This window comes from Catellatospora paridis, assembly GCF_009720365.1.
GTDB lineage: Bacteria > Actinomycetota > Actinomycetes > Mycobacteriales > Micromonosporaceae > Catellatospora > Catellatospora paridis.
This window is the reverse complement of record NZ_ML769312.1, coordinates 691,722-717,047: the sequence shown is the minus strand read 5'-3', so window position 1 is coordinate 717,047 and position 25,326 is coordinate 691,722. Positions and strand designations below refer to the sequence as shown.

The following is a 25,326-nucleotide window of genomic DNA, read 5'->3' as shown; positions in this document are numbered from 1 at the left end:
CGATCTTCCATCGAGGAGAGACGTGAATTCGTTCGTCCGACGCCGGGCACAGCGCGTGCTGGGCGTGGCCGGCCTGGCGGCCGCGACCCTGCTGGCCTTCGGCAGCTTCGCCCAGGCCCAGCCCGAGGCCGCCGCCGTCATCAAGGCGTGCGTGAACAAGAAGACCGGCGACGTGCGCATCCCCGAGCTGCCCCGTGGCGGCGGCAGCGGCTGCACCAAGCAGGAGCAGGCCCTCACCTGGAACGTCAAGGGGCCCAAGGGCGACCGGGGCGCGCCCGGCCCGCAGGGCCCGAAGGGCCCGGCTGGGCCTCCCGGACCGGCCACGCCGCCCGCCGGGTTCAGCGACGTCGAGCGGGACGGCACCCTCGCGACCGATGACACCATCGTGCTGAGCCTCACCAACCTGCCGGCCGGCACCTACCAGGTGACGACGACGCTCAGCGCGGCGAGGATCGGCCAGTCGCCGCAGTTCCAGTGCCTGCTCGCGTTCAAGGCCACGGCGGACGGCCCGGCACAGGCTGCCGGCACCATGGCCGAGGCGGACCCGCGGCCGGGTGTCGACGGCGCGTCGTTCGCCAGCTCCGGCGCCGTCGCCGCCCAGGTCAACCTGGACGCGGGCGGCGAGGTCGCGCTCCTGTGCAGGGGTTCGGGCGGCTTCACGGCGGCGATGAACGCCGTCGCGGTGACCGCGCAGGCCGCGGTCGCCCCGTAAGAGGACACGAAGGGGGTCGACGGCCACGAACGGCCGTAGGCCCCCTTTGTGGTCGGCTCAGGCTCAGGCTTCGGCGAGCGCGGCCGCGATCGCGTCGGCGTGCGAGCGGGCCTGGTCGTCGTCGGCGTACTTGGTGCGGGGCCAGAAGAAGCCGCGCAGGCCGTCGCCCTTGCTCCGCGGCACCACGTGGGTGTGCAGGTGCGGCACGCTCTGGCTGATCTTGTTGTTGAGGGCGACGAAGGTGCCCTGGGCCGACATCGCCGACTCGACGGCCCCGGCGATGCGCTGCACCTGCTGGAAGTAGCCGCCCACGGCGTCGGCGGGCAGGTCGTGCAGGGTCGGCACGTGCTCGCGCGGCACCACCAGCACGTGCCCGGGAAACACCGGCCGGGTGTCGAGGAAAGCCACCACCGTGTCGTCGGCGTGCACCAGCCACGCCGGGCGCGCCCCGGCCGCGATCTCGCAGAACAGACATCCCTCCATGGCAACGCCGAGCCTATCGGTTGCCTGGGTAGCATCGGTCGCATGTCTGCTGCACCCATCGGGAACTTCGAGGCGGCCTGGCCCGCCGTGGACCGTGCCGATCTCGTCGCCGCGCCGGTGGCCAAGGCCCTGGCCGGCTGGTCCGGCGCTGAACCGGTCGAGTCGGTGCTGGTCGTCGACACCGATCCGGAGCTGGCCGACACCGGGAACTTCGGCGAGGCGTACCAGGTCGCACCGGAGCTGTCCGCGAACTGCGTGGTGGTGGCCGCCAAGCGCGGGCAGGACGTGACCTACGCCGCGTGCATGGTGCTGGCCAGCACCCGTGCCGACGTCAACGGCCTCGTCCGCAAGCACCTCGGGGCGCGCAAGGCGTCGTTCGCGCCGATGGACGAGGCGGTGACGCTGACCGGGATGCAGTACGGCGGCATCACCCCGATCGGGCTGCCCGACAGCTGGCCCGTACTGGTCGACGCCGCCGTCGCCGACGCGCCGCACGTGGTGATCGGCTCCGGCAACCGGCGCGGGAAGATCATCGTGCCGGGCAAGGTGCTCGCCGGGCTGCCCGGCGCGACCGTACTGGAAGGGCTGGGGCTGTAGCGCGGGGCTCGGGCCGCCGAGGCGGGCGGCCCGAGCGCCACGGTTCAGTTCGGCAGGGCCGCCAGCAGGCCGAGCAGCTCCCACCGCTCGGACTCGGTCAGCGCCTGGTAGATCGGCTCGTCGCGGCGGTTGGTGTCCTGCTCGATCGACACCCGCAGCGGGTCGTCGGGCGAGAGTGCCTGCAGCTGGTCCAGGGTCAGCCCGGCGGCGGCCCAGGCGGCCCGGTGGGCGTCGCCGCGGTGGTGGCGCAGCGCACCCAGGCGGGTGCTGACCTGCAGCGCGTACGACGCACCGGCCGGCTCGTAGACCGGAGTCGCGGCACGGAACGCCGGCCCGCCGGTGGCCTCGCCCGCCCTGAGCAGCACACCGAGCAGCTCGGCCAGCCGCGGCAGGGCCGCCACGCCCGGCAGCGCCCCGCGGAATGTCTGGCCCCAGTGCTCCTGCGCCGAGTCGGCGATCACCTGCTGCAGCGCCAGGGTGTAGGTGTGTCCGGTGTCGGTCAGCGACCAGTTGCCGTCGTCGTCGACGGCCATGATGGCCTGCTCCAGTTCATCGGTCATGTCGCACGCGCCGTAGGCGGTCACCGCGGCGAAGCCGTCGGCGGGCAGCGGCCGGGCGAGCAGGCCGAAGTAGAAGCTGGTGTTGAGGCCCTGGCGCAGGCCGGTCTGCTCGGTCAGCTCCTGCAGCCGGTCCCGCGCCGCGGCGCGCATTCCGATGTAGACGCGGTCGATCGCGGGCCGGACGAGTGCGGCGTACGACATGTGGACTCCCCGTGGTGGTAGTGAATCCGACACCTTACCCAGCCGCCGGGATGAGTTCCAGGCCACATTCCACGCTCACTCCGTAGTGCAGCACACATCGAAAGTGTCGGCTGGATCGCAGCAGAGCGTGCCATCGCGCGCCACCATGGAGGGCATGTCCTCCGTTCCCGATCCGATGGTGGTGGCCCGCGCGGCCACCTTCGCCGTCGTGCTCCTCGTGCTGTACGTCGGGCACCAGCTCGGCGACCACGTCGCGCAGACCGACCGGCAGGCGGAGGGCAAGGCAGCGGCCGGCCGGCGCGGCTGGACCGCGATGGCCGGGCACCTCGCCGGATACCACGTGACCATGGCCGTGCTGCTGATCGGCACGACGGCGGTGCTGCGGCTGCCGCTGTCGGGCTGGGGCATCGCCGCCGGCCTGGCCTTCTCCGTCGCGACCCACGCGCTGCTGGACCGCCGCTGGCCGGTGCGGGCGCTGCTGCGGGCCACCGGCTCCCCCCGCTTCGCGGAGCTGACCACCCCGGTCTGCGGCATGTACGCCGCCGACCAGGCCCTGCACCTGCTCGCCCTGCTCGTGTCGGCGCTGCTCATCGTGGCGGTCTGACCGCGGCCCGCGGAATATCGGGGGCGGTGCTGATCAACGGGCCGGTAGCCTGCCGGGCATGGACAACACCGTGACACCCGACTGGGCGCAGGTCCTGGCCTGGATCGACGAGTCCCTGGCCGGAGCCGGGCTGCGGGCCGCCGGGCCGGTCGAGCAGACCCGGGTCCGGCCGTGGTCCGTGCTCGCCAAGGTGCCCGTCGGCGAGCGCACGGTGTGGTTCAAGGCCAACGGCCACTGCTCGACGTACGAGGCGCGCCTGCTCGACGCGCTCGGCCGGTGGGCGCCGGGCCGGGTCCTGGAACCCATCGCCATCGACGGCGAGCGCGGCTGGTCGCTGCTGCCCGACGGCGGCAGGACGCTGCGCGAGGTCGCCGCCGACGACCCGGCGCACTGGGAGGACCTGCTGGCCCGGCACGCCGAGCTGCAACGCGACCTGGCCCCCCGCGCGGCCGAGATGATCGCCCTGGGCGTGCCCGACATGACCGCGGCGCAGCTGCCCGGCCACTTCACGGCCCTGCTCGACGACCCGCTCGTCGGCGGCTCCCTGACCGCCGAGAAGGCCACGCTGCTGCGGGCGTACGAGCCGCGGTACCGGCTGCTGTGCGAGCAGGTCGCCGCGAGCGCGGTGCCGGTGTCGGTCCAGCACGACGACCTGCACGACGCGAACGTGCTGGTCGGTGACGGGTACCGGTTCTTCGACTGGGGTGACGCGTCGGTGGCGCACCCGTTCGCGGTGCTGCTCATCGCGATGCGGATCGCCGCGGACCGCTACGACCTCAAGCCCGGCGACCCGGTGCTGGCCCGGCTGCGCGACGCCTACCTGGAGCCGTGGACCGGCTACGGCACCCGCGCCGAACTGGCCGCCGAGGTCGAGCCCGCGGTGCAGGCCGCCAAGGTGAGCCGGTCCCTGTCCTGGCAGCGCTCCCTGGAAGGCGCCGATCCCGGGTCGCTGGCCGAGTACGGCCCCGCCGTGCCCGGCTGGCTCGAGGAACTGCTCGTCCCCAACGTCCTCTGAACCGACGCCCGGTCTCGCCGGTGGTTGACCCGGCGGCAGGCGGCTTTCGGCTGGTGGGACGCCTGCCGCCCCGGTCGGCCAAGAGCCGCTTGGCGGAGACCGGCGGCCGATAGCGTGAGAGCGTGCGGATGTGGATCGCTCATGAGACCGGTCGGGAGTTGATGGGACCGCTGCCGGCCGGCGTCGACGTCGCGGTGCTGCCGGCGGTCGACGCGCCGCCGCCAGGCGACCCCGCCGAGGTCGACTTCTGGGTGCCGCCCAACGTGAGCAGCCCCGGCCTCGTCGCCCTGGCCGGGCCGATGACCGGCCTGAAGGTGGTCCAGCTGCTCTCGGCAGGCGCCGACGCGTGGATCGGGCGGCTGCGCGAGGGCGTGACGCTGTGCGACGCGCGCGGCGTGCACGACCCGAACGTCGCCGAGTGGGTCGTCGGCGCGATCATCGCGTCGGTGCGCCGCTTCGACTACTTCGCCCGCGCGCAGGCCGCGCACCGGTTCGCGTTCGGCGAGGTCACCCCCACCGACGAGCTGACCGGCAAACGCGTCCTGATCGTCGGTGCGGGCTCCATCGGCGTGGCGACCGCGGCCCGGCTGGCCCCGTTCGACGTGCGGGTGACGAGCGTGGCGCACACCGCCCGCGACGGCGTGCACGGCGTCGCCGACCTGCCCCGGCTGCTGCCGGACGCGGACGTGGTGGTGCTGCTGGTGCCGCTGACCGCGCAGACCGAAGGTCTGGTCGACGCCGGGTTCCTGGCCGCGATGCCCGACGGGGCGCTGCTGGTCAACGCCGCCCGCGGCCGGGTGGCCGACACCGCGGCGCTGACCGCGGAGCTGGCGAGCGGTCGGCTGCGCGCGGCGCTCGACGTGACCGACCCCGAGCCGCTGCCGCCCGACAGCCCGCTGTGGGACATGCCGAACGTGCTGCTGACACCCCACATCGCGGGCGCGGTGCAGGGCACGGTGCCGCGCGCGTACCGGCTGGTCGGGGCCCAGGTGCGCCGCTACCTCGCGGGCGAACCGCTCGACAACCAGGTCCACGGCGGCTACTGAGCGCCCGGACCCGCGGGCAGCTCACACGTGCGGTGGCGTGGTGAGGTGTGTGCTCAGGCCGCTCGGTGCAGTTCGGTGAGCAGGGCGGCCGCGGACGGCGGGCGGCCGAGCAGGTCGCGCAGCACGTCGCCGGAGGGGCGGGCGAGGCCGAAGCGGTAGAGGTGCACGCTGACCCAGGCGTACCAGCCGGGATCACCGGCGGTCCAGTCGCCGCGGGCGGCGCGTACCGCGGCGCGCAGTTCGGCGGCCAGGATCGGCCCGAGCGCGTAGTTGACCATGTAGCCGGGTTCCTGGACGAGCTGGCCGCGCATCGCCCACCAGGACAGCTCCGGATGCGCGACGACGCCGAGATAGGTCGAGGTCAGCTCGGCCCACACGTCGTTCGGGCGGCGCGCCGGGTCGGCGTGCAGGCGGATCTCGAACAGGGCCCAGCACACGTCGAGCATCACGTCGGCGTACCGGTCGCGCAGCGCGGTCCGCTCCGGCACGCTCGCGCCCAGCCAGTGCCGCTGCCAGGCGGGTTCGGCCGTGTCCAGCGCGGTCAGCTCGGCGATCGCCTCGGTCAGCGCGTCGCTGTCGGGCCAGTCCGCGTACGCGGGGCGGGTCGCGATCGCGGCGACGTGCAGCGCGTGGCCGGTCTCGTGGATCAGCTCGGTGAGCTCGCCCAGCCCGCCCGCGGTGTACGTGCCGAGCACCCAGGGCACGGCCCGGGTCCAGCCGCCGGCGGTCTCGCGCGGGCGGGACAAGAACGTCGTGTACGCCACCGGCACCGGCGGCCGGTCCGGCCGGGCGGTCACGTCGTAGCGCACCCCCAGCTCGGCCGGGTCCGCGCCGAGCGCGGCGTGGTACGCGTCGGACAGCGGGCGCAGCCGGTGCCGCGGGATCGCCGCCCGCAGCGTCCGCGCGGTCGTGCCGTGGGTGTGCCACCAGTCCCACGGCTCGATCGGCGGGCCGCCCGCGGTGATCCCGCGCCAGGTGTCCAGGATCGCGACCAGCGCCGGCTCGACCTGCGACACGTCCATGCCCAGGGCGGCCGCGTTCGCGGCCACGGGCGAGCGGTGCGCCCATCGCCGCGAACTGTGGGCCAGCAGCCGCCGGTAGGGGCTGTCGTCGCCGTCCCCGTCGATCGCCTGCCAGACCGGGCGCAGCGCGAGGAACAGGCGGCGCCGGCGCTCGGGGTCGGATTCGTCACCGAGGCTGCCCAGCACCGCCAGCCGGGTCAGCGTCCGCCCGTCGTGCTCCACAGCGGCCTGCCGGGTGCCGTAATCCCGTTCGATCGCGTCCCTGATCTCGTCGAACTCAGCCGTCAGGCGCTGCCCCAGAGGCCCGGCTTGAGCAGGCTCGGCAGACGTCTCGGCCCAGCGCCGCATGATCTCCACCGCTCGGCGGTCGGCGTCGCCCACAGAACCCGGGACAGGGCGGCAAGCGGCCGGGAGAGCGTCGGTAGGGCCGGTGAGGGGGTCAGCGGCCTTTCTACCGTCGGTGAGGTGGTCGGTGTCCGGGCCGAGCTTCGCGAGGGCGGCGAGCAGGCGGGCGCGGCTGAGTGCGGCGTCCTCGGCCAGGCCCGGCTCGTCGGCGCCGAGGGCGGCGGCGAGCTCCAGCCGGTCGGCGAGTTCGCGGGCGCGCAGGTAGCAGCGCTCGGCGGCGGTGACGGCGGGGTCCGACATGGCCGCGACGATAGCCGAGCATGATCGTGGCCGTTCGACGCAGGCCGCTGCGGACCGTGTACCGGCCGGGGTCCGCGGCGGTACAGTCCGGCCGTGACGGCTGAGACTTCTCCGCTCCCGCTCAAGGCGCGGCTGGCGGCGTGGCGGTACGCGTTCCTCACCACGAACCCGCCCGAGCAGGGTGTGGTCGACGGGGTGACCCGCTGGCTGGTGGTGACCCGGGCCGGGGTGCTGCCCATGACGCTGACGTCGGGCCTGATGGCGGCGCTGCTGGCCGCGGTGTCCGATGCGCGGGTCGACTGGCTGAACGTGACCCTGGCCGTGGTCGGCATCGTGGTCGCGCACCTGGCCAACAACCTGATGAACGACCTGGCCGACACCGAGGTCGGCAACGACACCGCGGACTACCCGCGGGCGCTGTACGCCCCGCACCCGATCCTGGCCGGGCTGGTCACCAAGCGGCAGCTGATCGCGGGCATCCTGCTCTGCCAGGTCGTCGACCTCGCCATCATGATCGCGCTGGTCGTCCGGCAGGACTGGTGGATCGTCGCGTTCGCGGTCGGCGGACTGTTCCTGTCGTACGCGTACACGGCACCGCCGCTGCGGCTGAAGAAGGTCGGCCTCGGCGAGCTGGACGTGCTGCTCACCTGGGGTCCGTTGATGGTCGGCGGGGTGTACTACGCGGGCACCGGCACGCTGCCGTGGCAGGTGCTGGCCGCCGCGACGGTGTACGCGCTGCTGCCGACGACGGTGCTGATGGCCAAGCACATCGACAAGCTGCCCTACGACGGCCCGGCTGGCACCACGACGTTCCCGGTGCTGATCGGCGAGCGGGCCGCCAAGCGGCTGACCCAGGCGATGATGGTCGCGTTCTACGTCGGCGTGGCCGTGCTGGTGGCGGTCGGAGCGCTGCCGTGGCCCGCGCTGCTGGTGGTGCTCGCGGTGCCGATGCTGGTCAAGGTGGTGCGCGCGTTCGACCAGCCGGTGCCCGCCGAGCCGCCCGCCGACAACCCGGTGTGGCCGCTGTGGTGGGCCCCGATCGCGTTCCTGCACACTCGCCGGGCCGGCGGGCTGCTACTGCTGGGGCTGCTCGGCTGGGCGGTGTGGCTCGCGGTGCGCTGACCCGCGCCGCCGTAGCCGAAAGCGAAGGAAGGGCACCTTCTTGACGGACGTCCGTCAAGAAGGTGCCCTTCCTTCGACTACTCAGCTGGCGGCGCGCAGCGCCTGGCGGTAGTCCTTGTTGAGGCGGGCGATGGTCTCCAGGGGGATGCCCTTCGGGCAGACCGAGGTGCACTCGCCGGTGTTGGTGCAGCCGCCGAACCCGGCCTCGTCATGCGCGTTGATCATGTCGATGACGCGGGTGTTGCGCTCCGGCTGGCCCTGCGGCAGCAGGCCCAGGTGGGTGATCTTCGCGGCGGTGAACAGCATGCCCGAGCCGTTCGGGCACGCCGCGACGCAGGCGCCGCAGCCGATGCAGGTCGCGGCCTCGAAGGCGAGGTCGGCGTCGGCCTTGGGCACCGGGGTGGCGTGCGCGTCCGGCGCGGAGCCGGTCGGCGCGGAGATGTACCCGCCCGCCTGAATGATCTTGTCGAACGCGCGGCGGTCCACGACCAGGTCCTTCACGACCGGGAACGCGGCGGCCCGCCACGGCTCGATGTCGATCGTCTGGCCGTCGGTGAAGTGCCGCATGTGCAGCTGGCAGGTGGTGGTCGCCTTCTCCGGGCCGTGCGGGACGCCGTTGATGACCAGGCTGCACATGCCGCAGATGCCCTCGCGGCAGTCGTGGTCGAACGCGACCGGGTCCTCGCCGTCGAGCGTCAGGCGCTCGTTGAGCACGTCGAGCATCTCGAGGAACGACATGTCCGGGGAGACGTTCTGCAGCTGGTAGGTCACCATGCTGCCCTTGTCCGCCGCATCGGCCTGCCGCCAGATGCGCAGCTTCAGGCTCATCAGCTTCTCGGTCACTTGTAGCTCCGCTGGCTCGGGTGTACGTATTCGAAGGTCAGGTCCTCCTTGTGCAGGACCGGCAGATCGCCGCCGAACTCCCAGGCCGCGACGTAGCTGAAGCGCTCGTCGTCGCGCTCGGCTTCGCCCTCCTCGGTCTGGCTCTCGGCCCGGAAGTGACCGCCCGCGGACTCCTCGCGGTGCAGCGCGTCGATGCACATCAGCTCGGCCAGCTCGAAGAAGTCGGCCACCCGGCCGGCCCGCTCCATGGACTGGTTCAGGCCCTCGCCGTCGCCGGGCACCTTGGCCCGCTGCCAGAACTCGGCCTTCAGCTCGCGGATCTCGGTGATCGCCTTGCGCAGGCCGGCGTCGGTGCGCTCCATGCCGCAGTACTCCCACATGATGCGGCCCAGCTCGCGGTGGAAGGAGTCGACGGTCCGGTCACCGTTGATCGACAGCAGCTTCTCGATGCGGTCCTCGACCAGCTTGCGCGCCTCGGCGACCTCGGCGTTCTCGCCGTCGAGCTTCGGGAACGGGCCCGCGGCCAGGTAGTCGCCGATGGTGTTCGGCAGCACGAAGTAGCCGTCGGCCAGGCCCTGCATCAGCGCGGACGCGCCCAGGCGGTTGGCGCCGTGGTCGGAGAAGTTCGCCTCGCCGATCACGAACAGGCCGGGGACGGTCGACTGCAGGTCGTAGTCCACCCACAGGCCGCCCATGGTGTAGTGCACGGCCGGGTAGATGCGCATCGGCGTCGAGTACGGGTCCTCGCCGGTGATGCGCTCGTACATCTCGAACAGGTTGCCGTACTTGGCCTCCACCGCGTCGCGGCCCAGGCGGCCGATCGCGGCGGCGAAGTCCAGGTAGACGCCCAGGCCGCCGGGGCCGACGCCGCGGCCCTCGTCGCAGACGTTCTTCGCGGCGCGCGAGGCGATGTCACGCGGCACCAGGTTGCCGAACGCCGGGTAGATGCGCTCCAGGTAGTAGTCACGCTCGTCCTCGGGGATGTCGGCCGCGACCCGGTTGTCGCCCTTGGCCTTGGGCACCCACACGCGGCCGTCGTTGCGCAGCGACTCCGACATCAGGGTCAGCTTCGACTGGTGGTCGCCGGAGACCGGGATACACGTCGGGTGGATCTGCGTGTAGCACGGGTTGGCGAACAGCGCGCCCTTGCGGTGCGCCCGCCACGAGGCGGTGACGTTGCAGCCCTTGGCGTTGGTGGACAGGAAGAACACGTTGCCGTAGCCGCCGGAGGCGAGCACCACGGCGTCCGCGAACTCGGTGCTGATCTCACCGGTGACCAGGTCGCGCACCACGATGCCGCGGGCCCGGCCGTCCACGATGATCAGTTCGAGCATCTCGTGCCGGTCGTGCATCGTGACGGTGCCGGCCGCGATCTGGCGCTCCAGGGCCTGGTACGCGCCGAGCAGCAGCTGCTGGCCCGTTTGGCCCCGGGCGTAGAAGGTCCGGGAGACCTGCGCGCCGCCGAAGGAGCGGGTGTCGAGCAGGCCGCCGTACTCGCGGGCGAACGGGACGCCCTGCGCCACGCACTGGTCGATGATCTGCACGGAGATCTGCGCCAGGCGGTGCACGTTGGACTCGCGGCTGCGGAAGTCGCCGCCCTTGACGGTGTCGTAGAACAGCCGGTGCACCGAGTCGCCGTCGTTGCGGTAGTTCTTGGCGGCGTTGATGCCGCCCTGCGCCGCGATGGAGTGCGCGCGGCGCGGGGAGTCCTGGTAGCAGTACGACTTGACCTGGTAGCCCAGCTCGCCCAGGGTCGCCGCGGCCGAGCCGCCGGCCAGGCCGGTGCCGACCACGATGACGGTGAGCTTGCGCTTGTTGGCCGGGTTGACCAGCTTCGCGCCGAAGCGGCGGCGCTCCCAGCGGGTCTCGATCGGGCCGTCGGGGGCCTTGGTGTCGGCGACCGGGTCGCCGAGGGTGTAGTAGTCCGTCATGGTCATTTCACCAACCCTGTGAGTACGGCGAACGGAACGACGAGGAAGCCCGCGCAGGTGACGAAGGCGACGGCGAACGCGGTGCCCTTGAGCACCCGCTCGCGGCGGGCGTTGCTGACGCCGAGGGTCTGCAGCCCGCTCCAGATGCCGTGGTTCAGGTGGAACCCGAGGGTGAGCACGGCCAGGACGTAGAAGGCGGTGACGTACCAGCGGTCGGGGGCGAAGCCCTGCACGACGGCCGCGTTGGCCTGGCTGGTGTCGGCGACCGGGTTGAACGTCCGGGTGGTCAGGTCCAGGATGTGGTAGACCACGAACAGGAAGACGATCACGCCGCCCCAGCGCATGGTGCGCGCGGCGTAGCTGCCCTGGACCGGCTTGCGGTGGGCGTACTTGACCGGGCGGGCCTTGCGGGCGCGGATCGTCAGCACCGCCGCCGACCAGACGTGCATGGCCAGCGCGACCAGCAGTCCGACCCGCTGGATCCACAGGAAGCCCGAGTGCGGCAGCAGCGGCGCGCCGATCTCGCGCAGCCAGTGCGCGTAGTGGTCGAAAGCCTCCGCACCAAAGAAGATCTTGAGGTTGCCGATCATGTGCAAGAGCAGGAACAGCACAAGTGCTGCGCCCGAGATCGCCATGATGACCTTGAGGCCGACCGTGGAACGGAAAAGTCCAGGTCGGGAGAGGGTCTGATTCGCTACTGCCACGCCTCGGAGGCTAGGGCGAAGTGGATCAGGCGTCCAATGCATGGCTCCTGCGGTGTCGATAGCCGGGGGCTATCTGAAAACACGCTGAAGAGCTGAACGCAGGCTGTAAACGCACTCCCGCCAGCGGCGGCGTGCCCGCGACCACGCTCTGACCTGTGATGCATCACTCAGAGCGTGGTCAAACTCACTGCCCGAAACGGCTGCCCTCGGGCTGGACCTTGACCCTGGGACAAGGCCCAGCATGATGGGCGGACCGTCACGGAGGGAGCCGGGAGTGCAGCTGCTGACCATCGGCGCGTTCGCGCGCGCCGCCGGGCTGTCGCCGAAGGCGCTGCGCCTCTACGACGAGCTGGGGCTGCTGCCGCCCGCAGCCGTCGACGCCGAGAACGGATACCGCTTCTACGACCCCGGTCAGCTCGAACGCGCCCGGTTCATCGCCTCCCTGCGCCGGCTCGACATGCCGCTGACCCGCATCCGCCGGATCTGCGAGCTGCCGCCGGAGGACGCGGCCGCCGAGGTCGGCCGGTACTGGTCGCAGGTCGCCGCCGACACCGCCACCCGCGAGCAACTCGCCGCAGTGCTGGTCGGACGCCTCTCGGCACAGGTAGACCAGAACAGACCCGCGCCGGAGCTCAGCCTGCGTGCCGCGGCGCGCTCGGCCACCGGGCTCGTCCGCGACACCGACGAGGACGTCGCGTACGCCGGAACGCGCCTGCTCGCCGTCGCCGACGGTATGCGCGGCACGGCCGGGGCGCTGGCCGCCGAGGCCGCCGTCGCGGCGCTGCACCGCCTCGAAACCCGCCCGGGTGACGAGCCCGGCGCGCTGCTCGACGTGCTCGCGGCCGCGTTCGCCGACGCCGACGCCGCGGTGCGGTCCGTGGCGGGGCGCGAGCACGGCCACCGGGACACGGCGCGACGCGACGGCGGCCGGGCCGTGACCACGCTGACCGCGCTGCTGTGGACCGGTTCGCACACCGGACTCGCCCACGTCGGCGACACCCGCGCCTACCTGCTGCGCGACGGGGGCCTGCGGCAGCTCACCGGCGACCACAGTTGGGTGCGCGAGCAGCTCGAGCTGGGGCGGCTCAGCCACGAGGAGACGGCCGTGCACCCGCGGCGCTCGCTGCTCACCGCCGCGCTCGACGGCGGCGGCACCCAGCCCGACCTGGCCCTGCACCCGGCCGCCGCCGGCGACCGCTACCTGCTGTGCACCGACGGGCTGTGGAGCGTCGTGGCGACCGCGACCCTGCGGACCGTGCTGTGCGGCTGCGCCGACCCCGGACGGGCCGCCGACGAGCTGGTCGCGGCCGCGTACGCCGCGGGCGCGCCGGACAACGTGGCCTGCGTCGTCGCCGACGTCACGGCGTCGTGAGGCTGGGGGCGTACGCGGTCGACCGGCGGCCCCTGGCCGTTCCCGCGTTCCGGCGGCTGTGGGCCGCGTCGGCGGTGTGCGCCGTGGGCGGCTCGTTCAGCGGCGTCGCCGTGCCGACGCAGCTCTACACCCTGACCGGCTCGTCGGCGACGGTCGGCGCGGCCGCCGCGGTGTCGTTCGGGGCACTGGTCGTCGCGGCGCTGTGGGCCGGGGCGCTGGCCGACCGGGTCGACCGCCGGCGGCTGCTGCTGGCCGGACAGGGCGCGCTCGCGCTGACCTACCTGGGGCTGTGGATCCAGGCGGCGCTGGGCGGGTCCGTCGCCGCGGTGCTGGTGCTGGTGGCGTGCCAGGGGTTGAGCTACGGCGCGGTCATGGTGACGACCGGCGCGGTGGTGCCCCGGCTGGTGCCCGCGGAGCTGCTGGCCGCGGCGACCAGCCTCAGCTCGCTGGTCCGCTACGGCGGCGCGATCGCCGGGCCGGTGCTGGCAGGAGCGCTGATCTCGCTGCTGGGCCTCGACACGCTGTACCTGCTGGACGCGCTCGCCCTGTCCGCCATGCTGTGGGCCGTGCACCGGCTCCCGCCGCTGCCGCCCCTCGCGCAATCCGGTCCGTCGGTCCGAGCGGCGCAGGTCGGCGCGAGGCGGCGGCCGTCGACGGTAGGGCAGGTGCTGGACGGGTTCCGGTATCTGCTGCGCCGGCGGCTGCTGGTCGCGGTGCTGGCCGTCGACCTGGCGGCGATGGTGTTCGGGCTGCCGTTCTCGCTGTTCCCGGAGCTGGCACAGCAGGCGTTCGGCGGAGCCGCGGGCGGTGGCGTCGAGCTGGGGCTGCTGTACGCCGCGTATCCGGTGGGGGTGTTCGCGGCCGGGCTGTGCTCCGGCGTGTTCACCCGGTTCCGGCGGCACGGGGCGCTGATGGCGGCGGCCGCGGCGGCCTGGGGCGTGGCCGTGGTGCTGCTGGCGCTCGCCCCGCGGCTGGGGCCGGCACTGGCCGCGCTGGCGGCGGGCGGTGCGGTGAACTTCGTGCTCAGCACCTGCCGCAACGCCATCTCGCAGGCGTACACCGATGACGCATTGCGGGGGCGGATCTCCGGTTCGCTGACCGTGGTGGTGATGGGCGGCCCGCAGCTCGCCCACGTCCTGCACGGCGCGGCCGCGTCGATGCTCGGTCCGCGGGTGGCGATCGCGGCGGGCGGCCTGCTGGCGGTGATCGCGGTCGCCGTGATCGTCCGCGCCGTGCCGGAGTTGTGGACCTACACCGTCGCGGCGACCGTTCCGGAGCCGTCCGCCGCGACGGTGGCATCGCCGGGGCGCAGACCATAGCTATACGCTATCGAGGTGCAGTTGCAGCAGCTCAAATACTTCGTGGCGGTCGCCGAGACGCGGCACTTCACCCAGGCTGCCGAGCAGGCCGGGGTCACCCAGCCGTCGCTGAGCAAGCAGATCCACGTGCTGGAGACCGAGCTGGGCGCGCCGCTGTTCACCCGCTCGCGCGGCAACATCATGCTCACCCCGGCCGGGGAGGCGCTGCTGCCCCGTGCCCGGCGCATCCTCGCCGACGTGGAGACGGCCCGGCTGGAGGTCCAGGAGCTGATCGGGGTGCGCCGCGGCCGGCTGCGCCTGGGCGCCACGCCCAGCCTGTGCACCAGCCTGGTCGCGCCGGTGCTGCGCCGCTACCAGGAGGGCTACCCCGGCGTACGCCTCATGCTCGAAGAGGGCGGCTCGCAGGACCTCGTCGGCAAGCTCGCCCGCGGCGGCCTGGACCTGGCCCTGATCGTGCTGCCGGAACAGGGCACCGACCCGGCGCTGCGAGCCGAGCCGATCCTGCGCGAGAGCCTCGTCGTCGCGTCCTCGGCGACGCTGCCCGCGCCGACCGAGGCCGGTGCGCTGAGCCTGTCCGAGCTCGACGGGCAGCCCCTGGTCATGTTCCGCCCCGGCTACGACCTGCGCGACGCCACCCTGGAGGCCTGCCGCCGCGCCGGTTTCACCCCGACGTTCGCGATCGAGGGCGGCGAGATGGACGCCGTGCTCGGCTTCGTCGAGGCCGGCCTCGGCGTCGCCCTGGTCCCGTCGCTGGTCCTGTCCGGCCGCACCCGCCTGCGCTCCACCCCCCTGGCTCCCCCGGGCGTGCAGCGCACCATCGCCCTGGCCCACCGCCGCGACGTCACCCCCACCCACGCCGCCCGCGCCCTGCGCGAGGTGCTGCTCGCCTACGTCCACGAAGAGTCCGCCTGGTCGCGCCTGCCCACCGGCGTAGAACCCATCTGAGGCGCAGGAAGGGCACCTTCTTATCGGATCCCGATGTAGAAGGTGCCCTTCCTGTCCTCGCGGAGCGCTGATCAGGCCGCGGGATCGGCGATGCAGGCGGTGGCGACGCGGACGAAGCCCTGCCGCTCGTACACGCGGGCCACGTCCTCCGACGCCGCGGACAGGAACACGGTGCGTACGCCCTGGTCGAGGGCGTGGCGGGCGAGCAGCGCGGTGACGGCCCCGCCGAGGCCGCGGCGGCGCGCCGAGGGCAGCGTGGCCACCCCGGCGATCTCGGCGACGTCGCCCGCGCGCTGGTAGATACCGCTGGCCGCGGGTCCCTGGCCGGGCAGTTCGGCGAGGGCGTTGGCGCGTACGCCGCTGCGGATGTCGGCGAGTTCCCGGGCGAGCTGCTCGGCGTCCCGAACGCTCAGCGCGGCGTCGCGCTCGGCGGGTCCGGCGTCGCCGAGCCCGGTGCCCGGGGAGCCGAACCCGATGTGTGCCACGGCGCTGATCGCGGCGAGGTCGGCGGCGGCGTCCGGGGCGTCCGCGTCGACGATGCGCGCGGGCCCGTCGGCGGCGGCGAGCCGGGCGGGGTCGAGCACGAGCAGCGGGGCGCGCAGCACCGACAGCCCGGCGGCCTCGGCGAGCGGCAGCAGCCCGGGGGTGGTCTCGTCGACCCACTCGAAGGCCTCGGGGACGTCGAGTTCGCGCTGGCGGGCGCGTACGGCGGCGATGTCGGCCGCGGTCGGGGCGGGCCCGCCCAGCACCGGCCGGGCGTAGAACGGGTACGGCGTGTTCTGCCGCAGGAACAGTTCGAGGCCGCCGTGGCGCTCCACGGCGGCCCGGTCACGGGGCACGGCGTCGTAGAAGCGTTCCAGGCGGTTCAGCAGATCGTCGGTCACCGGCTGAGGCTAGTGCGCGCCCGAGGCCGCGTCGCGGGGTTTACCCGCCGCGCCGAGAATGCCTGGACCGCCCACCACGGCCGGATAAGGGGCTGCGCCCCCTTGCGATCGCCATGTACTTTGCATTACAAAGTTCTTGGCGACCAGTTGAAGGGAGTGCGTCGATGACGACACCGGCGACCGCGTACCCGGAGCAGATGCTCGACGAGGTGCGCAGAGTCCGCGAGCAGGCCCGCAGGCAGGCCCACGCCGGGGCGTGGTTCCCAGTGGCCGCGCTGGCGGTGCTGCTGCTGGCCAGCATCAGCCTCTACGAGGTGCCGTTCGCGCAGGTCGACGCGGTGGGCGTCCACTCCCCCTGGGCGGGCCTGCCCGCCACCCCGCGCAGCGAACAGGCGTCCTACCTGTTCTGGTTCATCGGCACTCCGCTCACCATCGCGCTGATCGGCGCCTGGTACCGCTGGCGCGCCCGCCGCGTCGGAGTCCGGGTGCCCTGGCGTTGGTTCGCGATCACGGCCATGGGCGCCCTGCTCGCGCTGGCAGTGATCGCGGCCATGCCGGTCGACCCGCCCGCCGATCCGGACCAGATGGCGTCCTACGCGGCGGTGCCGTTGCTTGAGCAGGTCAGAATGGGGCTGTTCACGCCGTTGATGCCGATCGCGCTCGCGATCGTGGTGCTCGGCTGGGCCGAACGCAGCCGGGCCGTGGCACTGTCCGGCATCTGGGTCGGCGCGATCACCTGGTGGCAGTGCTCGCAGGGCCTGGGCCAGCTGGCCGGCTGGCAGGCGTGGGTGCTCGGCGGGTTCGAGGGTCCGGCGCTGGGCGGCGAGCTGACCCTGTTCGGACTCAACCGCCCCGGGCCGACGCTGATCCTGATCGCGCTGCCGCTGCTGGTCTTTGCCACGGTGCGGGCGGTACGCACCCGCGGCGGCCTACGGTGAGCGGCGACGACACGACGCACCCGGCACTGGCCCTGGACGAGACCGTCCACCAGCGCTTCCGGCTGGGCATCATGGCCGTGCTCGCCGAGACCGCCGAGTGCTCCTTCACGACCCTGCGCGACCAGCTCCAGCTCAGCGACGGCAACCTGAGCCGGCACCTGCGGGTGCTGGAGGAGGCCGGGCTGGTCGAGATCCGCAAGGGATACGAGGGCCGCAAGCCCTGCACCTGGCTCAAACTGACCCGCCAGGGCGCCACCGCGCTCCGCCAGGAGATAGCCGCCCTGGAACAGCTCGTCGCGCGCATGCGCGCCACCGACCCCCTGCGCTGACCTGGCGCCCGCCCGCGCAGGGACAAGGAAGGGCACCTTCTTGGCGGACGTCCGTGTAGAAGGTGCCCTTCCTTCGATCAGTACGGGTGGTGGTTGGGTTTGTCGAGCCAGGCTTGGTAGACGGCGGCGCCTAGTTCGGGGTGGAGCTGTTCCAGGTGGATGCGGCGCTGGTCGGGGGGTCTGGCGAAGTCCTCGTACTGGAACGCGTCGTCGAAGCCGATCTTCCGGGTGGCCTCGACGTCGCAGCTGTAGTAGACCGCGTCGATCCGGGACCAGTAGATGGCGCTCATGCACATCGGACACGGCGCGCCGCTGGTGTAGATCGTGCAGCCCATCAGCATCCGGGCCCGGCGCGGCAGCGGATCGGGCGAGCCCTCGGGGCGCTCGACGTAGGCCAGGGTCGACTCGTCCTGATGGTCCTCCGGGATGGACGGGGCCTCGGGGTTGAGCACCTGGACGGCCTTGCGGATGGCCTCGACCTCGCCGTGCGCGGTGGGGTCGCCGGTGAGCAGCACCCGGTTCTGCCCGCGGGCGATGATCGCGCCGTACCGGGCGATGACCGCGCCGAAGGGGCCGCCCCAGCCGCGCTCCACGGATTCCGCCGCCATGCGCACGGCCTCGGCCAGGAGCTCCCTGTGGTCCATCGCGCGCCCTCCCGTCGACGGCTCCCCCGGGCTCCACCTTAGTGTCCATCATGTTCGATTCACTCTGATTGCACGATAAGTGCCGCTTGTGTAGGCTGGTCGCTCGTGGAGCCACGGGGCCCGGCGGCGACGGGCGGGGCCTCCGCCAGCGCGACCGTCGTCATCACCCAGCACGTCACCACGGGCCGCGAGGACGACTACCAGCCGTGGCAACAGCGCACCATCGAGGCCGCCCGCCGGTTCGACGGCTTCGAGAACGCCGAGATGTGCCCGCCGGCCGACGGCGGCGAGCGGGTCGTGGTCTTCCGCTTCACCACCGTCGACCAGCTGACCGCCTGGATGCAGTCCGACGTACGCCGCAGGCTGCTCGACGAGGGTGAAAGCCTGTTCGACGCGCCGCCCGGCGTCGAGGTGCTCGTCGGTGAGCCGCCCGCGCGGGACGTGGTCACCGCGGTCGTGTCGCACGACGTGCTGCCCGGCCGGGAGCAGGCGTTCGCGCGCTGGCAGGACCGGATGAGCCAGGCCCAGCAGCGGTTCCCCGGGTATCTGGGCAGCGAGCTGTTCCCGCCCGTGCCCGGTGTCCAGGAGCACTGGGTCGCGCTGCTGCGCTACGACACCGCCGCGCACCTGACCGCGTGGCTGGACTCGGACGTGCGCGCCAGGCTGCTGCGCGAGGCCGACCGGTTCCTGCGCCGGCCGTTCGACCTGCACACGATCCGGTCGCCGTTCAGCGGCTGGTTCGGCTTCGGCGGCGCGCCCGCGGCGGTGCCGAGCTGGAAGCAGGCGATGGCGGTGCTGCTCGCGCTGTTCCCGACCGTGACCCTGCTGTACTACGTCGGCGCTCCCCTGTTCCGGGCACTGCAGATCACCGGCGCGTTCGCCGTCTTCGTCAGCAACGTGCTCAGCAGCGTCATCCTCACCTGGCTCCTGATGCCGCTGGTCAACCGGGCTCTGGCGTTCTGGCTGCTGCCGCACGGGCCGCACCGGGTCCGCACCGACGTCGTCGGCGCGGCCGTCGTCGTGGCCTGCTACGCGGTGCTGATCGCGGTGTTCACCGCCCTGTTCGGGTAAGCCGGCCGGCGACGTGCCCAAGGCCACCGCCGGGCCTCATTCGTGCGGGTGCACGCCGGCGGTGTGCGCAGGCGGGAGCTCTGCACCGGCGGCGATGCTCAGGCAGACCCGGTCGCGGGTCAGCGGCAGGGCGCCGAAGCGGATCCCGGTGGCGTCGCGTACCGCGTTGGCCAGCGCCGGAGCCACCGGGTTGAACGGGCTCTCGCTCATCGACTTCGCGCCCAGCGGCCCGAGCCGGTCCGCGGTGTCGGCGAAGTGCACCTCGGTGCGCGGCACGTCGCCGAACGCCGGGACGTGGTAGTTGCGGAAGGTGTCCGTGGTGACCCGTCCGGTCTCGTCGAGCACCATCGCCTCGTACATCGCCGCACCCAGCGCCTGCGCGACGCCGCCCTCGACCTGCCCGCGGCACTGCATCGGGTTGACCACGCGCCCGGCGTCGGCCGCGTGCACGCTCTGCAGGATCCGGATCTCGCCGGTGCCGGGATGCACCGCCACCCGGAATCCGTGCACGTTGAACGCCACCGACCGCGGTGAGCCATCGCACGCGCCCTCGCCTGCGGGCGCCCAGCCGCCCTGCGCGAGGTCGGCGAGCGGGACGGGCACACCACCGCAGCGCACCGCGTCGGCGTCCAGCTCGCAGGCCGCCGGGTCCACGCCTGTGCGGGCCGCGGCCGCGGCGATGAGCCGGTCCCGCAGCGCCTGCGCGGCGCGGGTCGCGGCCAGGCCGGCGACCACGATGCCGGTCGAGCCGAAAGCCCCGGTGTCGTACGCGACGACGTCGGTGTCGGCCTGCCGCAGCCGGATCCGGTCGACGCTCGTACCGAGCACCGTCGCGGCGAGCTGGCGGTGCACCGTGGAGGTGCCGTTGCCGAACTCGGCGGTGCCGACGGCGAGCTCGTACCCGCCGTCGGGGAGCAGGCTGATCCGGGCGCGGGACCGGTGCCCGTGCGGCGGCACCGTGTCGATCATCGCGAGCGCGACGCCCTGCCCGATCAGCCAGTCCGGTCCCGGGGACGTCCCCTCGCCCCGGCGCAGCGCGGCGTCGACGAGGTCCAGGCACTGGTCGAGGCCGTAGCTGCCGATCTCGACGTCCTCGGGTTCGGTGCTGTGGGCGATCATCGGGTCGTCGGGTCCGATGACGTTGCGCTGCCGGAACGCGATCGGGTCGAGGCCCAGGGCGCGGGCCAGCTCGTCCATCGCCGACTCGACGGCGAAGATCGTCTGGCTGAGGCCGTAGCCGCGGTAGGCGCCGGCGGGCACGGTGTTGGTGTATACGGCGTACCCGTCGACCTTCTTGTTCGGGCACCGGTACACCGAGACCGCCTCGTGGCAGCTGTGGAAGATCGCGGCGGCGTGGTTGCCGTACGCCCCGGTGTTGGAGACCACCCGCAGCCGCAGGGCCGTCAGCGTGCCGTCACGCCGCGCGCCGACCTTGATCTGCACGGTCGCCGGGTGGCGGGTCGTCGTCGCGGCGAACTGCTCCTGCCTGGTGAACTCCAGCTGCACCGGCCGCCCGGTGCGCAGTGTCGCGAGCGCGGCCAGGTCCTCGGTGAGCATCTCCTGCTTGGCCCCGAAGCCGCCGCCGACGCGGCCGCACGCCACCCGGACCGTCTGCTCGGGACGGTCGAACAGGTCGCACAGCGCGCGCCGGGTCAGGAACGGCACCTGGCTGCTGGTGCGCACGTCGAGCCGGCCCGTCTCGTCCAGCCGGCTGATCGAGGCGTGCGTCTCCAGGTGGGCGTGCTGCACCCGGTGCGTGGTGAACGTGTGCTCGTACACCGCGTCGGCGGCGGCGAACCCGGCCTCGACGTCGCCGACGTCGCCGTGGACCTCGACGGCGATGTTGCGCTGCGCGCAGGCGATCCGCTGCTCCGCGCCCTTGTCCGGGTGCAGGATCGGCGCTCCGGGCGCCATCGCCTGCTCGGGGTCGAACACGGCGGGAAGGATCTCGTAGTCGACGACCAGCCGCCGGCAGCCCTCCTCGGCGGCGGCCACGGAGTCGGCCAGCACCCCGGCCACCCGCTGGCCGACGAACCGCACCACGTCGTCGAAAAGGCGCGTGTCGGCCGGATCGTCGCGGGGGTCCTCGTGGCGGGCCGTGGAGTAGAGCCTGCCCGGCGAGTCCGCGTACGTGAACACGGCCAGCACCCCCGGCACAGCCGACGCCGCACTCGGGTCGATCGACCTGATCCGCGCGTGTGCGTGCGGCGAGCGCAGCAGTTTCAGATGCGTCAGCCCGTCCACCGACACGTCGAGGGTGAACCGGGCCGTCCCGGTGACGACCGCCGGACCGCCCGGCGCGGGCAGGTTGCGGCCGATCTGGTCGCCGGGCCCCGGCTGCTCGACGTTGGTCACGCCGGCGACGGCGTCGGCGATGGCACGGTAGCCGGTGCACCGGCACAGGCTGCCTTTGAGCGCCCGGCCGAGGTCCTGGTGTTGCGCCTCGTCCAGCGCGGCCACCGTCATGATCATCCCGGCGGTGCAGAAGCCGCACTGGAAACCCTGCGCGTCGAGGAAGGCCCGCTGCACGGGGTGCGGCTCGCCGCCGGGGGCGAGTCCTTCGATCGTCGTCACGCGGTGCCCGAGCGCGCGGTACGCGGGCAGCAGGCAGCTGTGCACCGGCCGGCCGTCCACGTGCACCGTGCACGCGCCGCAGTCGCCCGCGTCGCAGCCCTTCTTCACCCCGTACCAGCCCAGCTCACGCAGGTAGGTGCGCAGGCACTGCCCCGGGCGCGGCGGGGCGGCGAAGTCCGTGCCGTTGACCTCGACCGACGTCGGTCTCACGGCTGCCCGCCCAGCTCGCGGCTGATCTCCTCGGCGAACCGCAGGGTCATCAGCCGCCGCCATGCCGGGGTGCCGTGGACGTCGTCGTAGTACAGCGGCGGGTCGATCGTCCGGTCGACGGCCGCGGCCAGTTCGGCCGGGCCGGGCACCGCGGCATATCGCAGCTGGATCGGGCGCACGGTGGAGGCGGTCACGGTCAGCACGAACGAGCCGGGCGTACGCGCGCCGATGAGCAGCGCCGCCGAGCGGCCGTGCGGTGACAGCGAGATCTGCCGGAAGGCCGTCGTGGCGCGCAGGGCACGGTCCGGCAGGCTGATCGAGCGCAGCAGCTCGCCGGGGGCCAGCACGTTGGCTCGCGGACCGGTGACGAACTCGGCGGCGGCGACCTGCCGGTGGCCGCCGTCCGGGGTCCAGATCGTGCAGACGCCGTCCAGAGCCGCGGTCAACGAGATCATCGGGCCGGGTGGCAGCGACAGGCACAGGTTGCCGCCGACGGTCGCCTCGTTCCAGATCTTGAACGAGCCCAGCAGCGCGTGGCAGCAGTCGCGGATCAGCGGTCCCACCGGCCAGTGCGGCGGCAGCGGCATCGCGTACAGCTGAGCGAGGGTGCACGTCGCGGCGATCTCCAGGCCGGTCTCGCCTGCGCGCAGTGGCTCCCAGCCGAAGCCGGTCAGGTCGACCAGCCGCCGCAGGTGCGGCTGCGGCTCGGAGAACAGCCAGGTGCCGCCGGCCAGCCACGCGTCGCCCGGCTGCCACCTCGCCTGGTCGGTGCGGGTGGGCGCCTCGATCACCGAGGTGATGGTGTTCAGGTCCATCCGCGTCCCTTCGCCCCTGCCAGATTCGCATCCGGCGGCCGGTCGGGGGCGATAAACGGGACACGCCGCCGCTACCTGGCCCGCGGTCAGGCGGCGTCGCGGGGCCAGTCGGCGAACGCGGCGCGCACGGTGGCGCAGGCCTGCGGGGTGAGCCCGTACAGCTGCCGCCAGACGTCGTCGGCGAGCCGGTCCAGGCGGTCCATCGCGGCGGTGAAGTCCTCGTCGGACAGCGTCGGATCGGCCCGCAGGCCCAGTTCGACGAGCTGGTCGCGGGTGTAGTCGCGCAGCGCGCCCGCCACGTCGATGTAGTCGCGGGGCTCGGCCCGGGTCGCCAGCGCCGCGACCTTGCCGCCGAGCACGTCCTCGACGTGCAGCACCGGGCCGACGTCCATGACCACGGCGCCGCGGTTGCGGTCGAAGCGGGCCAGGGTCAGCCGCATCACCGCGTCCCCGCGCACGATCTGGAACTCGACCAGCTCGTCGTCGAGGCCGCCGAACACCTCGCCCAGGTCGTCGCCGTACGCGGTGACGTCCAGCCCGGCCCCGCGCAGCGCCCGCGCGACGAGGTCCCCGGCGGCGCGCACGCCGCCGTCGACGTCGGTGAACAGGTCCACGTCCTCGGTCGCCCGGTGCACGATGCCGTACAGGTTGAGCGCGTGCCCGCCGCCGAGCGCGAACCCGTGCGCCTGCGCCACACCCAGCGCGATCCGCGCGACCTCGACCTGCAGTTCCTCGACCGTCATCCGGGGGCGTCCGTCACCGGACGGCGACGGACGCGCGCAGCGCCGGGTGGCGCTCCTCCCAGGCCCGGCGCACCCCGCGGGGCAGGAACAGCTGCGGCCACAGCCGGACCAGGGTCGGCCCGTCGAGCCACGCACGCAGCTCCTCGACGGTGCTCGCCTCGCGCAGCACGGTCTCGTACATCCACTGCAGCAGGTGCGCGTTGTCCAGGTCGATGTGGCGGTCGGCCTGCCAGAACAGCCGGTGCGGCAGCACCGCTACCCCGGACGTCGGCCCGGCCAGCGCGGTCAGGTCCGGGGCCACCAGGGCGCGCCGGCCCGGCCGCGCGCTCGGGGGCGCGGCACTGCGGCGATCGCGGCGGTCCACACACTGAGGGTAGCGGCTGACGGACCCGGCGGAACAGCCGCTCGCCCCCGCCGTCGCCCGGCGGTGCACCCCACCCCCGCTGACCTCGGCGTTCGCGTACGCCGCTGCGCGCCTCGGGATCAATGCGCCTGCCCGTCAGCGGCGGCGGGCGGGGCGGGAACGCGCAGGGCGGGCGGGGCTGGCGGCGTCGCCGGTGGCGGTGTGCGTGGCGGGCCAGTGGGCGGGGCGGGTAAGCGTGGGCGGCAGCAGCGTGCCGAGGTCGCCGCGGGCCGCGTCGAGCTGCGACTGGATCAGGTACAGGCAGCCGGTGAGGTCCGCGCCGCGGATGTCGGCCCCGCGCAGGTCGGCGCCCAGCAGGTCCGCTCCGCGCAGGTCCGCGCCCCGCAGGTCGGCACCGATCAGGTACGTGCCGCGCAGGCTCGCCCGGCGCAGGTCGGCCTCGCGCAGGTCGGCGCCCATCAGGTCGGTCCCGGACCGGTCGGGTCCGAGCCGCCCGGCCCGCCCGCGGACCGCCGCGCTGGTCTGGCGCAGCAGGTCGCCGGCCTCGCGGCGGCGCGCGTCGACGTCGAGGGCGGCCAGCTCGGCGGGCGTGCCTGCGGTGAGCTGCTCGGTCTGCGCCAGCACCCGGGCCAGGTCCGCGCCCAGCGCGCCGCCGGGCCGCAGCGACACCGCCTCGTGCAGGTAGTACAGCAGCTCGTGCAGGTGCCGCATGACCGAGAACGAGGCGAACATGTCCCCGGCCGTCGCGGGTTCGGCACGCCAGTCGCGGCCGCCGAAGGTCACCTGGGCGACCTGCTGGCCCGCGCCGAAGCAGTCGAACACGGTGCACCCGGCGAAGCCGCGTTCGCGCAGCTGCGTGTGGATGCCGCAGCGGAAGTCGCCCTGCAGGTTGGGGCAGGCCGTGCCAGCGGGTTTGTCGATCGCGAAGTCGCTGGACCGCGCGAACGCGGGGGCCACGCAGCACAGCGCGAAGCAGCGCGAGCAGTCGGCGTGCAGGCGCTCCCGCCACGGCTCGGCAGAGCGATCGTCAGGCACGGTGGTGGCTCCTGAGCTGGGCTTTTCGCGGTCGGCTCCGAGCCTAGCGGGCCGGTGCGGGCTCACTCGCCGGTGACGCCGTCGACGGCCTCGCGGATCAGGTCGGCGTGGCCGTTGTGGCGGGCGTACTCCTCGATCATGTGCAGGTACACCCAGCGCAGCGACATGGTCTGGGCGAGCCGCTCGTGCACGAAGGTGTCGTCGAGCGACGCCCCGGCGACGGCGTCGCGGCAGGCCTGCTGCTCGGCGGCCAGCGCGGCGAGGTCGGCCTCCGCGCCCGCCGGGTCGGCCAGGTCGAACGCGGCCCCGGGGCGGCCGTCGGGGTGGCTGTACAGCGAGGGCACGGCCTCGCCGCGGACCCGGCGGCGGAACCAGGTGCGCTCCACGTCGGCCAGGTGCCGGACCAGGCCGAGCAGGGTCAGCGTCGACGGCGGCACGGACACCTGCGCGAGCTGCCGCCCGGTGAGCCCGGCGCACTTGTGCAGCAGCGTGGCACGGTGCCGGTCGAGGTAGCCCTCCAGGAGGGCGCGCTCGTCGGCGACGTACGGCTCGTCGGTGCGGGTGATCTGCGGGGCGGTCCAAGTCATGTGACGCATGA

At 73.4% G+C, this 25,326-nt stretch carries 26 protein-coding genes; 12 read left to right on the top strand and 14 right to left on the bottom strand.

Going from position 1 to position 25,326, the window contains the following annotated elements:
* Window positions 1-22 precede the first annotated feature (22 nt).
* A complete protein-coding gene (locus F9C41_RS03145; RefSeq protein ID WP_155385019.1) occupies window positions 23-712 on the top strand; it encodes a hypothetical protein in 690 nt (229 codons plus the stop codon).
* A 63-nt stretch (window positions 713-775) separates the two neighbouring features.
* Here the strand turns inward: F9C41_RS03145 and F9C41_RS03140 are convergent, their stop codons facing one another.
* Complete coding sequence (locus tag F9C41_RS03140) at window positions 776-1,195, bottom strand: HIT family protein (protein ID WP_155385018.1); 420 nt, start codon at window positions 1,193-1,195, stop codon at window positions 776-778.
* A 42-nt stretch (window positions 1,196-1,237) separates the two neighbouring features.
* On the opposite strand from F9C41_RS03140, the gene F9C41_RS03135 reads away from it, so the two are divergent.
* Entirely contained in the window at window positions 1,238-1,792 is a 555-nt protein-coding gene (locus F9C41_RS03135) for a YbaK/EbsC family protein (protein WP_155385017.1), read from the top strand.
* Window positions 1,793-1,836: 44 nt separating this feature from the next.
* Here the strand turns inward: F9C41_RS03135 and F9C41_RS03130 are convergent, their stop codons facing one another.
* Window positions 1,837-2,553 (bottom strand): hypothetical protein, encoded by a 717-nt coding sequence (locus tag F9C41_RS03130; protein ID WP_155385016.1) that lies wholly within the window; start codon window positions 2,551-2,553, stop codon window positions 1,837-1,839.
* A gap of 154 nt (window positions 2,554-2,707) precedes the next feature.
* Between F9C41_RS03130 and F9C41_RS03125 the strand changes: the two genes are divergently transcribed.
* From F9C41_RS03125 to F9C41_RS03115, 3 genes are all read left to right on the top strand, one after another.
* On the top strand, window positions 2,708-3,157 hold the full coding sequence (locus F9C41_RS03125) for a DUF3307 domain-containing protein (RefSeq protein WP_230689255.1): 450 nt from the start codon (window positions 2,708-2,710) through the stop codon (window positions 3,155-3,157).
* A gap of 58 nt (window positions 3,158-3,215) precedes the next feature.
* Window positions 3,216-4,172: a phosphotransferase gene (locus F9C41_RS03120; protein WP_155385015.1), complete on the top strand. Its 957-nt coding sequence runs from the start codon at window positions 3,216-3,218 to the stop codon at window positions 4,170-4,172.
* A 122-nt stretch (window positions 4,173-4,294) separates the two neighbouring features.
* Window positions 4,295-5,218: a 2-hydroxyacid dehydrogenase gene (locus tag F9C41_RS03115; protein WP_155385014.1), complete on the top strand. Its 924-nt coding sequence runs from the start codon at window positions 4,295-4,297 to the stop codon at window positions 5,216-5,218.
* 53 nt (window positions 5,219-5,271) lie between these two features.
* On the opposite strand, the gene F9C41_RS03110 is transcribed toward F9C41_RS03115, so the two are convergent.
* Window positions 5,272-6,885, bottom strand: coding sequence for a gluzincin family metallopeptidase (locus tag F9C41_RS03110; protein ID WP_155385013.1), 1,614 nt, complete (start codon window positions 6,883-6,885; stop codon window positions 5,272-5,274).
* A 93-nt stretch (window positions 6,886-6,978) separates the two neighbouring features.
* Here F9C41_RS03110 and F9C41_RS03105 point away from each other — a divergent pair, with 93 nt between their 5' ends.
* Window positions 6,979-8,007: a prenyltransferase gene (locus F9C41_RS03105; protein ID WP_155385012.1), complete on the top strand. Its 1,029-nt coding sequence runs from the start codon at window positions 6,979-6,981 to the stop codon at window positions 8,005-8,007.
* Between the two features lie 81 nt (window positions 8,008-8,088).
* Here the strand turns inward: F9C41_RS03105 and F9C41_RS03100 are convergent, their stop codons facing one another.
* From F9C41_RS03100 to F9C41_RS03090, 3 genes are read right to left on the bottom strand one after another with little or no spacing between them, the layout of a single operon-like run.
* Window positions 8,089-8,835 (bottom strand): succinate dehydrogenase/fumarate reductase iron-sulfur subunit, encoded by a 747-nt coding sequence (locus F9C41_RS03100; protein WP_155385426.1) that lies wholly within the window; start codon window positions 8,833-8,835, stop codon window positions 8,089-8,091.
* An 11-nt stretch (window positions 8,836-8,846) separates the two neighbouring features.
* Window positions 8,847-10,787 (bottom strand): fumarate reductase/succinate dehydrogenase flavoprotein subunit, encoded by a 1,941-nt coding sequence (locus F9C41_RS03095; RefSeq protein WP_196279600.1) that lies wholly within the window; start codon window positions 10,785-10,787, stop codon window positions 8,847-8,849.
* Window positions 10,784-11,416: a succinate dehydrogenase cytochrome b subunit gene (locus F9C41_RS03090; protein WP_230689316.1), complete on the bottom strand. Its 633-nt coding sequence runs from the start codon at window positions 11,414-11,416 to the stop codon at window positions 10,784-10,786. The genes F9C41_RS03095 and F9C41_RS03090 overlap by 4 nt, the downstream gene beginning before the upstream one ends.
* Window positions 11,417-11,759: 343 nt before the next feature.
* Between F9C41_RS03090 and F9C41_RS03085 the strand changes: the two genes are divergently transcribed.
* Genes F9C41_RS03085 through F9C41_RS03075 form a run of 3 tightly spaced genes read left to right on the top strand, consistent with a single transcriptional unit; the run spans window position 11,760 to window position 15,121 of the window.
* A complete protein-coding gene (locus tag F9C41_RS03085) occupies window positions 11,760-12,857 on the top strand; it encodes a MerR family transcriptional regulator (protein WP_155385010.1) in 1,098 nt (365 codons plus the stop codon).
* Window positions 12,854-14,176: an MFS transporter gene (locus F9C41_RS03080; protein WP_230689254.1), complete on the top strand. Its 1,323-nt coding sequence runs from the start codon at window positions 12,854-12,856 to the stop codon at window positions 14,174-14,176. Before F9C41_RS03085 ends, F9C41_RS03080 begins: the two co-directional genes overlap by 4 nt.
* Before the next feature lie 9 nt (window positions 14,177-14,185).
* The gene (locus F9C41_RS03075) at window positions 14,186-15,121 is read left to right on the top strand and encodes a LysR family transcriptional regulator (RefSeq protein WP_155385009.1); all 936 of its coding nucleotides are present in this window, start codon (window positions 14,186-14,188) and stop codon (window positions 15,119-15,121) included.
* A gap of 71 nt (window positions 15,122-15,192) precedes the next feature.
* Here the strand turns inward: F9C41_RS03075 and F9C41_RS03070 are convergent, their stop codons facing one another.
* On the bottom strand, window positions 15,193-16,005 hold the full coding sequence (locus F9C41_RS03070; RefSeq protein WP_155385008.1) for a GNAT family N-acetyltransferase: 813 nt from the start codon (window positions 16,003-16,005) through the stop codon (window positions 15,193-15,195).
* Between the two features lie 164 nt (window positions 16,006-16,169).
* On the opposite strand from F9C41_RS03070, the gene F9C41_RS03065 reads away from it, so the two are divergent.
* Complete coding sequence (locus F9C41_RS03065) at window positions 16,170-16,943, top strand: hypothetical protein (RefSeq protein WP_155385007.1); 774 nt, start codon at window positions 16,170-16,172, stop codon at window positions 16,941-16,943.
* Window positions 16,940-17,272, top strand: coding sequence for a winged helix-turn-helix domain-containing protein (locus tag F9C41_RS03060; RefSeq protein ID WP_230689253.1), 333 nt, complete (start codon window positions 16,940-16,942; stop codon window positions 17,270-17,272). Before F9C41_RS03065 ends, F9C41_RS03060 begins: the two co-directional genes overlap by 4 nt.
* A 77-nt stretch (window positions 17,273-17,349) precedes the next feature.
* Here the strand turns inward: F9C41_RS03060 and F9C41_RS03055 are convergent, their stop codons facing one another.
* Window positions 17,350-17,916, bottom strand: coding sequence for a nucleoside deaminase (locus tag F9C41_RS03055; protein WP_155385006.1), 567 nt, complete (start codon window positions 17,914-17,916; stop codon window positions 17,350-17,352).
* A 105-nt stretch (window positions 17,917-18,021) separates the two neighbouring features.
* Here F9C41_RS03055 and F9C41_RS03050 point away from each other — a divergent pair, with 105 nt between their 5' ends.
* A complete protein-coding gene (locus F9C41_RS03050) occupies window positions 18,022-18,987 on the top strand; it encodes an antibiotic biosynthesis monooxygenase (RefSeq protein WP_155385005.1) in 966 nt (321 codons plus the stop codon).
* A gap of 36 nt (window positions 18,988-19,023) precedes the next feature.
* Here the strand turns inward: F9C41_RS03050 and F9C41_RS03045 are convergent, their stop codons facing one another.
* From F9C41_RS03045 to F9C41_RS03020, 6 genes are all read right to left on the bottom strand, one after another.
* Window positions 19,024-21,771, bottom strand: coding sequence for a molybdopterin-dependent oxidoreductase (locus tag F9C41_RS03045; protein ID WP_230689252.1), 2,748 nt, complete (start codon window positions 21,769-21,771; stop codon window positions 19,024-19,026).
* Window positions 21,768-22,586, bottom strand: coding sequence for an FAD binding domain-containing protein (locus F9C41_RS03040; RefSeq protein ID WP_155385003.1), 819 nt, complete (start codon window positions 22,584-22,586; stop codon window positions 21,768-21,770). The genes F9C41_RS03045 and F9C41_RS03040 overlap by 4 nt, the downstream gene beginning before the upstream one ends.
* A gap of 86 nt (window positions 22,587-22,672) precedes the next feature.
* A complete protein-coding gene (locus F9C41_RS03035; protein ID WP_155385002.1) occupies window positions 22,673-23,329 on the bottom strand; it encodes a nucleotidyl transferase AbiEii/AbiGii toxin family protein in 657 nt (218 codons plus the stop codon).
* A gap of 13 nt (window positions 23,330-23,342) precedes the next feature.
* Complete coding sequence (locus F9C41_RS03030; protein WP_155385001.1) at window positions 23,343-23,693, bottom strand: hypothetical protein; 351 nt, start codon at window positions 23,691-23,693, stop codon at window positions 23,343-23,345.
* 135 nt (window positions 23,694-23,828) lie between these two features.
* The gene (locus F9C41_RS03025; RefSeq protein ID WP_155385000.1) at window positions 23,829-24,728 is read right to left on the bottom strand and encodes a pentapeptide repeat-containing protein; all 900 of its coding nucleotides are present in this window, start codon (window positions 24,726-24,728) and stop codon (window positions 23,829-23,831) included.
* 62 nt (window positions 24,729-24,790) lie between these two features.
* On the bottom strand, window positions 24,791-25,315 hold the full coding sequence (locus F9C41_RS03020) for a DinB family protein (protein WP_155384999.1): 525 nt from the start codon (window positions 25,313-25,315) through the stop codon (window positions 24,791-24,793).
* Between the last annotated feature and the right edge of the window lie 11 nt (window positions 25,316-25,326).

Bases quoted from the DNA above. Each gene is read 5' to 3' on its own strand.
- F9C41_RS03020 (WP_155384999.1), bottom strand. From the start codon at position 25,315: ATGACTTGGACCGCCCCGCAGATCACCCGCACCGACGAGCCGTACGTC.
- F9C41_RS03065 (WP_155385007.1), top strand. From the start codon at position 16,170: ATGACGACACCGGCGACCGCGTACCCGGAGCAGATGCTCGACGAGGTG.
- F9C41_RS03100 (WP_155385426.1), bottom strand. From the start codon at position 8,835: ATGAGCCTGAAGCTGCGCATCTGGCGGCAGGCCGATGCGGCGGACAAG.
- F9C41_RS03140 (WP_155385018.1), bottom strand. From the start codon at position 1,195: ATGGAGGGATGTCTGTTCTGCGAGATCGCGGCCGGGGCGCGCCCGGCG.
- F9C41_RS03035 (WP_155385002.1), bottom strand. From the start codon at position 23,329: ATGACGGTCGAGGAACTGCAGGTCGAGGTCGCGCGGATCGCGCTGGGT.
- F9C41_RS03120 (WP_155385015.1), top strand. From the start codon at position 3,216: ATGGACAACACCGTGACACCCGACTGGGCGCAGGTCCTGGCCTGGATC.
- F9C41_RS03090 (WP_230689316.1), bottom strand. From the start codon at position 11,416: ATGGCGATCTCGGGCGCAGCACTTGTGCTGTTCCTGCTCTTGCACATG.
- F9C41_RS03095 (WP_196279600.1), bottom strand. From the start codon at position 10,787: ATGACCATGACGGACTACTACACCCTCGGCGACCCGGTCGCCGACACC.
- F9C41_RS03125 (WP_230689255.1), top strand. From the start codon at position 2,708: ATGTCCTCCGTTCCCGATCCGATGGTGGTGGCCCGCGCGGCCACCTTC.
- F9C41_RS03110 (WP_155385013.1), bottom strand. From the start codon at position 6,885: ATGTCGGACCCCGCCGTCACCGCCGCCGAGCGCTGCTACCTGCGCGCC.
- F9C41_RS03130 (WP_155385016.1), bottom strand. From the start codon at position 2,553: ATGTCGTACGCCGCACTCGTCCGGCCCGCGATCGACCGCGTCTACATC.
- F9C41_RS03040 (WP_155385003.1), bottom strand. From the start codon at position 22,586: ATGGACCTGAACACCATCACCTCGGTGATCGAGGCGCCCACCCGCACC.
- F9C41_RS03055 (WP_155385006.1), bottom strand. From the start codon at position 17,916: ATGGACCACAGGGAGCTCCTGGCCGAGGCCGTGCGCATGGCGGCGGAA.
- F9C41_RS03135 (WP_155385017.1), top strand. From the start codon at position 1,238: ATGTCTGCTGCACCCATCGGGAACTTCGAGGCGGCCTGGCCCGCCGTG.